Annotated in this window: 6 protein-coding genes; 2 read left to right on the top strand and 4 right to left on the bottom strand. The window is 40.0% G+C overall.

Translation table 11 applies throughout. The features are described from left to right. Positions 1 to 897 (bottom strand): AAA family ATPase (locus KME09_26550; protein ID MBW4537503.1); only part of this gene is annotated, 897 nt, incomplete at its 3' end. After that, the gene (locus KME09_26545) at positions 878 to 1,342 is read right to left on the bottom strand and encodes a relaxase domain-containing protein (protein ID MBW4537502.1); all 465 of its coding nucleotides are present in this window, start codon (positions 1,340 to 1,342) and stop codon (positions 878 to 880) included. The genes KME09_26545 and KME09_26550, both read right to left, overlap by 20 nt. A gap of 39 nt (positions 1,343 to 1,381) precedes the next feature. Between KME09_26545 and KME09_26540 the strand changes: the two genes are divergently transcribed. Next, positions 1,382 to 1,798: a hypothetical protein gene (locus KME09_26540; protein MBW4537501.1), complete on the top strand. Its 417-nt coding sequence runs from the start codon at positions 1,382 to 1,384 to the stop codon at positions 1,796 to 1,798. Here KME09_26540 and KME09_26535 read toward each other — a convergent pair. Next, complete coding sequence (locus KME09_26535; GenBank protein MBW4537500.1) at positions 1,784 to 4,999, bottom strand: DEAD/DEAH box helicase family protein; 3,216 nt, start codon at positions 4,997 to 4,999, stop codon at positions 1,784 to 1,786. The two genes, KME09_26540 and KME09_26535, sit on opposite strands and share 15 nt — an antisense overlap. A gap of 172 nt (positions 5,000 to 5,171) precedes the next feature. Between KME09_26535 and KME09_26530 the strand changes: the two genes are divergently transcribed. Continuing rightward, the gene (locus KME09_26530; GenBank protein ID MBW4537499.1) at positions 5,172 to 5,357 is read left to right on the top strand and encodes a hypothetical protein; all 186 of its coding nucleotides are present in this window, start codon (positions 5,172 to 5,174) and stop codon (positions 5,355 to 5,357) included. Positions 5,358 to 5,675: 318 nt separating this feature from the next. Here the strand turns inward: KME09_26530 and KME09_26525 are convergent, their stop codons facing one another. Continuing rightward, positions 5,676 to 6,149: a helix-turn-helix domain-containing protein gene (locus KME09_26525; protein ID MBW4537498.1), complete on the bottom strand. Its 474-nt coding sequence runs from the start codon at positions 6,147 to 6,149 to the stop codon at positions 5,676 to 5,678. Between the last annotated feature and the right edge of the window lie 101 nt (positions 6,150 to 6,250).

Raw genomic sequence — 6,250 nt, 5'->3', positions numbered from 1 at the left:
AATCGGCATCTGTTTGATGCTGCCCTGTTGGTTAAGCTTTTGATATCCCTGTTTTATTTCTCCTTTGGACAATAAATCTACAACTTCTTTGAGCTGGAAATTCTGCTGCCGAACATTGAGATCGATTCCAATAGTGGGCAGATTGGTTTGCTCTTGTAGTAATTTAAAAGGAGAACCAGCCTGTACCGCAGCTAATTGTTTAGTATCACCGATTAAAAGTATGCGAGAGTTGGTTTGTTGAGCTTTTTCTAACAAACTCTGCATTTGGCTACTGCTAATCATCCCCGCTTCATCCACCACAATTAGCTCATTTTTAGGCAATGATTTTATTGGAATATTTAGATAGGCATCAAGGGTTTGACAGTTGATATCTGCTCCTTGATTTAGTTCCCTCGCAGCAGCAGCACTAGGCGCTAAACCTCGTATTGGTATATTGGGCGATATAGTTGCTTTTAATCCTTTAACGGTGTAGGTTTTGCCAACTCCCGCATCTCCCTGCCAAAGCATGACTGCATCCCGATTATTAGCAAAATGAATTAAAGCATTTGCCTGAGCTTTATTTAGTCCTAGTTTCTGGGCTTGTTGATGAGCAGTCTCTATATTGGCTAGAGGGGGATATTTATCTTTGCCGTTCTTAGCCAAACTTATAATTCTCTTTTCTCTGTTGATGGCAGCTTCCGTTGTTAATCTTCCATCTTTAGTTGGGATTAAACTCTTATGGCGATCAATTTGCTTCTCTAAGTCATTCAGACTATAGTTTCCTTGAGATTGTCGCAGTGCTTCTCTCAGGAGTATATGTCTGGGAAAAGCTACTTGTTTTTCCGTAACTATGTCAATAGCTTCAATAATTAACTCGCTTTTGTTTTTATCTTTTAAATTAGTCAGCTTTGTCAGCACCAATGGTCATCTTCTGTTCATATAGCTCGCGATTGTCCATCGATCGCCATTTCCCATCTGCTCCTTGTGTCTGATTGAAAATTACACAGTGACTATGGAGTTGAGGATCTTGATTGCGATTATCGTCGTGTTGGAAGACAGCGAATAGGGCATTATCTGTCTGAAGATGATTAACTCCCCCTTTTCCCGTTCTGGTAAAGATGCAATTTCGCTCTACATAAGAAAGAGTAGTGTTAACAGCTTGTCGATCAACTTGGATTACTGCTTGCTCTCCTTTAACTAGACCCAATAAAGAGACTGATTTAGGAGCAGATAAAGTAATATCTCTGCCTGGATTATATTTTTTCCCTGATTGTCTTTGCCGTAAGGGATTGCCTTGGCTATCTAACCCTTGATAGGCATTGTTATATTCTTGGGTAGCAACTTGACCATTCAGACCAAGTATTACGGCACCTTGTCCATACCATTGACTATTAGTTAATCCTTGGTTTTGAGTATTGCTGCGGTTGAGGTGCTGGGTGGTTCGGGGGAGAAGATAGTTAGGGCGAAAATGGAGTTGGAAGAGTCAGCAGAGGCTTATACAACGCAAGTGGTTGATGTTTCTCATTGGATTAGTGAGCAGTTGCAGAGTCAGTTACAGGGTGTTCAGCAGAATCAACAGAAGTTAGATACGAAGTTGGTTCAAGTCTTGGAGGGATTGGCTAGAGAACATCAGAATCTTAAAGCTGTCTCGACTGGCTTGGTTAACTCGACTTCGGTTTTGCTCAAGAAGCAGCAACAATTGGTGATTCAGACGCAAGAAGCTCACGAGTTGGTTGGGCAATCAGTTATTATCGCTTGGATTATCCCAGTAGTAACATTACTAGGGTGCATGGCTGTATTGCTCTTAAATAAAAGATAATTTATTTTGTCGAGCAACTACTATTTCTAGTAACTTCTCAAATAGAGGCTCTCCAGGATTTATTAATCTGAGAGATGGCTTTTCATCAAATACTTCGGGATAAAAAGTTACAAGATAGGTTTTGCCTTTGTAAGTCAATTCCCAAATACGATCGCCTTTGGCTTCAAAGAATACATTTTCAGCTAGTAATATTTGAGAATGGGTGAATAATTCTTCTATTTGTTCTGGAGTAATAGGACTGGAAACAAGAGGTTGGCGGATTTCAGTCAAGTCGGCTTGGACATCCATTGCTACTATTTCTTCTAAACCAGGGCGTAATGGAGGAGTATCTAATACTTCTTCAAACTCTGCTAGTAATACCCCTTCTTCTTCAGGATCAGCACTCATAACGGCTCGTTCGATAAAAGTGGGAACTTGAGCCAGGATAGGCTGTAGATTACCAACTACACTTTGAAAGGCATCAATGCGATCGCGCAATTTTCGATATACTTTAGCCTCTACTGTGCCGTCATAATAAAAGTTATGAATATTAACCGTCGAATAAACTTGACCAATGCGATCGATTCTACCGATACGTTGTTCTACCCTCATGGGATTCCAGGGTAGATCATAGTTTATTAATACCCCACAGGTTTGCAGGTTTAATCCTTCGCTGGCAGATTCCGTACAGAGTAGGATTTTGATGTCTCCTTCTCGGAATTGACGTTTGATTTGTTCTTTTGGTACTGTCTGCCATTCTGAGGACACGGGTGCGGAGGTTGCCTCCGTATCGAGAGATGTCCGTCCTGCTTGATATAATTCGCCCCCTCTTCCTGAATAACAAGCTACTTGAGAACCATATAGCTTCTGTAAGTTTTCTCTTAGATAATCCATCGTGTCGGTATACTGAGTAAAAATGATTGCGCTTTCTCTCTGACTTAGTTCTTGGCGCAAAATTGTTAGGAAGTGAGATAATTTGCTGTCTTCTCCCGTATTCTCAAATTGGCGCAGTAAATCTTCTAAATATTCAATTTCTTTGGGATCTACTGGTTCTTTTAAATATGCTTCCAAACCAGTAATTACTGCATCATCAGCATCATCTAAATCGCTAAGATCGTCTTGAGTTATATTGTTAATTCCTTCCAAGCGTCGTTGCAAAGATTCGCGGATAGCATAAAAAGAACTTGTAAGACGTTTGCGATAAAGAGTCATCAAAAAACCTAACGCCTTGCGGTTTTCTTTCTGAGCTAGTCTGTAAAAATGGCGAACATAATCACTGACTGCCTGGTATAAAGGAACTTCACGATTTGGTTCGAGAGCGATCGCATTATCACTAACTATTCTTCGGGGAATATCTCGGTCTAAAATACCCAACTTGTAATATTGCCTGAGAGTATCGCGGGTATGGCGGAACATCAAGTCTTTGAGAGGAGTATTGACCGTTAAATAATGGCGAGAAGCATTGATAAAAGGAGTATCTTGAGATAACTGCTTAGGATTGACGATGTTTTTTCCTTGTTTCCAGGTGTCTCGAAGCTTGTAAGCCATCAGGCGATCGCTACTCACTAAATGTTCTCCCAAACGGGTGCATTCTTGCCCACCGCGACGAAAATAATCGTTTGCCATCATTTGCCAGAAATCTAAGGTATGGCTATCTGGTTTATTCGAGAGTGAAGAAAAATAATTACAAAAATTTTCGCCATAACTCCAATGTCCTTCTAAACCCACAAGACGAAGCAAATCAAAGACTTCTATGGGATCGATTTGCATTGGTGTAGCGGAAAGGAGTATCAAAGACTGGGTTTTATCTTTTAATTGCTGCATCAACTGAAGCAATCGATTGGGAGTATCTTTTCTTTGTTGGGGGCTTTTACGACGGGCGTGATGGGCTTCATCGAGAATAACTAAATCCCAAGGTTCGGCTGCTAGGAGTTCTTCAATTCTCTCGGTGCGTCGGACTAAATGAGATGAGGCTAAAACTAAATTCTGTGTATTCCAGGGATTGAGTGCTGGAGAAGCAATCTCTCCATAGCAATCTTTAAACTTACCTTGGTTATAACTCCAAAAATGCAGGTTGAACTTTTCTCGTAACTCTTCTTGCCATTGGGGTTGAACGCTAGCAGGTGCAAGAATCAAGACTCTTTTTACCTTTTGGCTGACTATTAAATAGCGCAGAATCAACCCTGTTTCAATGGTTTTACCTAAACCAACTTCGTCAGCAATGAGGAAGCTACAGGGAAAGTTATCTGCAACCCGACGCAATATTTTAAGTTGATGCGCCCAAGGTTGAATGGGAATCGATTTAAGGCAAAAATCCAAACAGCCTGGATGTTGATGGAGATTAGCCAACAGTGCAAGCATATTGCTTGCTTCTTCTAGGTTTTTTTGACTCGCTTTTGTATGTTCTGTTTCTACAGTAATTGACGGTTGAATATTATCTAATTTTGAACTTTGAATTTTAAATTTTGAATTCTCTACATTCTCAATTTCTTCTTCTTGCTTCCAACTGGGCTTACTATTAGGCGTATAACTTAGTAGCTTTTGCTTTACTGCTTCTGGTATCTCAAAGATTTTGACATTGAGAGAAAGGTCGTTCCAGAGTTGTTCAAAACGATAGGTTTCTTCGTTGACTCTTTCCAAATCGCGATCGCCTTCCCAATCGCAATATACATGGAATGACTCGACGTTATCCGACCAACCGCTTAAAGACTCATTATTTGAGCCACTAAAAGCAAGGCGATCGCCTTTACTATCGGTAAAAATTCCTACTTTTTCGTGAAAAATATGCTGCGGATCGAGCAAGCGATCGCTTTCGATGGGAATTCCTTTTTCCTTGGTCGGAACGGCAATTTTAATATCTAAATATTCATTAGCAATTAGCCAGCTAAGTATCTCGAAATGTTTTAGCTGGACAAAGTTTTCTGGTGCTTGCAAGTCAGCCTCTAAACGGAACGCCAAAGCCTCTCTCAGTTCATAGCCTCTTTCAATTGCTGCTATATCTTGCGGACTAAACTGACAGCCCATAATCAAGCGCATCTTGCCCTGATTGTGCAGCATCGCCCCCAATCCCCTGGCTACTTTACTGAGGATGGCACTACCAAAAAAACCTGACTTGCGATCATACTGCACGGCACATTCTAAGGCAGGAATGTAAAAATCTGCGATCGGGTTATTTTCGTTGCTGGAATAGCTAATGCGCCAAGAGTGATCTTGTAAGTACATGAATTGAGAAGGATTAAGGGCTATCTCTCAATTCAAGGCTTTATTTACTATTTAGCCTGTGAGTTCGATCTCTGGTTTGGTGTGTTTGTTCTAAACACATAGATCGAGTTCGTTTCTTCAGCCCGATGTTTGGAATAGAATTATTAATTATTAATTATTAAATGAACTGATTATGAGTCAAATAGATTTTACTGATTCTCAACAAATAGACGCAATATTTCAAGAGGCGGTAGATAAAGCGATCGCCAAACACAAAGACTGTGGCGAATCAATTGCGATCGCAGATAAAAATGGTAAAGTTAGCATTGTTGCCGGAAAAGATATTGATCGCCTTCAGTTACAAAAAATTCAGAAGTAAAGAATCTGGAATAGTTTTTAAATTAAATTTTTAATCATAGAAACAGTGTTGGGAAGCTCTTGTTTTTGAAGTCGCATTAAATATTCTTCAAACAACCCCACAAAGAATAAATTCTCTGGCAAAAGGATAAAACGTGGATTGTATAAGACTAAGGATAGGTATTTGGTGTCAAGCGATATTAATGGTAGTGCTAATATTTTGGTTAAAAGTAAGCACAGACTGGATTTTCAGCGAGTGTCTAGCGGGTTTTTGGCTAACCCTCTAAGGATAACTATCTCTTAGGAATCCCCGTACCTTTAGGTCGGGGAGCGTCAATATTTAATCATCTTCGTATAAATCTAATTCCTCGCTCAAAGCTGTAAGTTTATCCAATGACTGACTTCTCTTCGCGTCAATATCTGCTTTGTATTGGTACAAATCTTGAGCCAGAATCCGTCTATGCTTTCCTACTTTGCGATGGGGTATTTCTTCAGATTTCAATAACTTGATTAAGTATGGTCTGGAAACATTGAGCAGGTTTGCTGCCTGTTGGGTGCTTAACTCAGCTTGGACTGGAACTAAAGTAACTGCATTACCTTGAGATATTTGAGACAGGATATCAATTAAAAGCTCATAGGCGACAGCGGGAATTAAGAGCGATTCTTGTTTTCCACTTTCTGACTCAACCGTGATTTTTTGAGTGTGACTGTGAGAATTAATCAGTGAGGCTAAGACGCGACTACTCTGTGTAGATAGCTCTATATCTGCCTCCGTTGGTATAGGTGTTTTTCTTTGTCTATCTAGTACTGCCATGATAATTAGATGGGTCTAAGACTGACTATTAAATCAATCGAGTTTTATTCTCTCAGTTTATAGTCTATGTGAAATAAACGCAACGAAATTTGTCATGATAA

Source organism: Pleurocapsa minor HA4230-MV1 (genome assembly GCA_019359095.1).
GTDB classification, from domain to species: domain Bacteria; phylum Cyanobacteriota; class Cyanobacteriia; order Cyanobacteriales; family Xenococcaceae; genus Waterburya; species Waterburya minor.
The sequence above is the reverse complement of the archived record's forward strand: the minus strand, read 5'-3'. Positions and strand labels throughout refer to the sequence as shown.

Excerpts from the sequence above, each read along its gene's own strand:
- KME09_26535 (MBW4537500.1), bottom strand. The coding sequence starts at position 4,999 with ATGTACTTACAAGATCACTCTTGGCGCATTAGCTATTCCAGCAACGAA.
- KME09_26530 (MBW4537499.1), top strand. The coding sequence starts at position 5,172 with ATGAGTCAAATAGATTTTACTGATTCTCAACAAATAGACGCAATATTT.
- KME09_26525 (MBW4537498.1), bottom strand. The coding sequence starts at position 6,149 with ATGGCAGTACTAGATAGACAAAGAAAAACACCTATACCAACGGAGGCA.